This is a genomic window from Cellulomonas triticagri, assembly GCF_003696205.1.
Taxonomy (GTDB): Bacteria; Actinomycetota; Actinomycetes; order Actinomycetales; family Cellulomonadaceae; genus Cellulomonas; species Cellulomonas triticagri.
Map to the genome: position 1 here is coordinate 1 of NZ_RFFI01000252.1, position 1,546 is coordinate 1,546.

Sequence of the window (1,546 nt, forward strand, 5' to 3'; positions counted from 1 at the left end):
GCACCACGGCACCCGGTCGCGCCGCCGTCCCCGCAGCGGCGCGGCCGGGCTCCTGCTCGTCGTGGTCACGGCGGCGCTCGCGGCCTGCGGTCCGGCGGGGGACCGGGTGGCCCCCGAGGTGTCCCCGCCGTCCCGCACCGCACCCGCACCCGCGTCCCCGGTCGTCCCGACCGTGCCGGTGGCCCCCGCCACGCCGCCCGCACCGGGCGACGACCGGGCCGTGCCCGTGCGGGTGACGATCCCCGGCCGGTCGGTGGACGTGCCGGTGGACCCGGTGGGCGTCGCCCCGGACGGGCAGATGGCGATCCCGCCGCTGGCCGAGCGCGCGGGCTGGTACCGGTTCGGGGCCGACCCCGGCGACCCGCAGGGCACCACCGTCGTCGCCGCGCACGTCGACTCGGTCGCGTCGCGCGGGACGGGGCCGTTCGTGCGGCTGGCCGAGGTCGAGCCCGGCGACGAGGTGCGGGTCGACTCGGCGGACGGCAGCGTGCGGACGTACGTCGTGGACGCCGTGGTGCAGGTCCCGAAGTCCGAGGCCCGGTGGCCGGACGTGTTCACGCGCGACGGCCCGCCCCGGCTGGCGCTGGTGACGTGCGGCGGCGTGTTCGACCGCGACACGCGGCACTACCGGGACAACGTGCTCGTGACCGCCGTCCTCCGGGGCGCATGATGGCCTCGCCCGAGGTCGTGCCGGATCCGCAGCACCGTCGCGCGAGGAGGACCGCCCTGCCCAGGACCGTGGCGCACCTGCGTCCCCCGCAGGAGTGGGACGACGACGCCCTCGCCCGGGCGTTCCGTTCGGGTGACGAGCACGCGCTCGCCGAGGCGTACCGGCGGTGGTCGGCGTACGTGCACACGCTGGCGCTGCGCACCCTCGGCTCCGCGGCGGACGCCGAGGACGTGACGCAGCAGGTCTTCGTCGCGGCGTGGCGAGGTCGGGACGGGTTCGACCCGGAGCGCGGGGTGCTGCGCGCGTGGATCACCGGCATCACCCGGCACGCCGTCGCGGACGTGGTCGCCCGGCACGCACGGGACAGGCGGGACCTGCGGGCGGTGGCGCAGCGCGCGGAGCGGGAGGCGGTGCCGGACGTCGCCGCCGTCGCCGACCGGGTGACGGTGGTGGACGAGCTCGACCGGCTGGGCGAGCCGCAGCGCACCATCCTCGCGCTGGCGTTCTACGGCGACCTCACGCACGGGGAGATCGCCCACCGGCTCGAGCTGCCGCTGGGCACCGTGAAGAGCCACATCCGACGTAGCCTGCTGCGGCTGCGGGACCGACTCGAGGAGGTGGGGGACGGTGCGGCACCTCGATCCTGACGACGCCGCGCTCGCCGCGCTCGGGGAGCCCCTCGGGCCGGACGAGCAGCAGCACCTCGCCGGGTGCCCGGTGTGCGCGGACGAGGTGCGGGCGCTCGCGGACACGGCGCGCGCCGCGCGCGGGAGCGCGGGGGAGACGCTCGTGGCGCCGCCGGACGCGGTGTGGGAGCGGATCAGCGGCGACCTGGGCCTCGGGCCGGACGTGCAGCCCGGGGCGCCGCCGGCGGCC

General features: G+C 78.3%; 2 protein-coding genes and 1 pseudogene. All 3 read left to right on the forward strand.

Annotated features, from left to right (window positions below):
* Positions 1-670 (forward strand): class F sortase (locus EBM89_RS20620; RefSeq protein WP_369408680.1); only part of this gene is annotated, 670 nt, incomplete at its 5' end.
* 68 nt (positions 671-738) lie between these two features.
* Positions 739-1,317, forward strand: coding sequence for an RNA polymerase sigma factor (locus EBM89_RS20625; protein ID WP_233571895.1), 579 nt, complete (start codon positions 739-741; stop codon positions 1,315-1,317).
* Positions 1,298-1,546 (forward strand): annotated as a pseudogene (locus EBM89_RS20630) (anti-sigma factor); the annotation flags it as partial. The gene EBM89_RS20625 and the pseudogene EBM89_RS20630, both read left to right, overlap by 20 nt.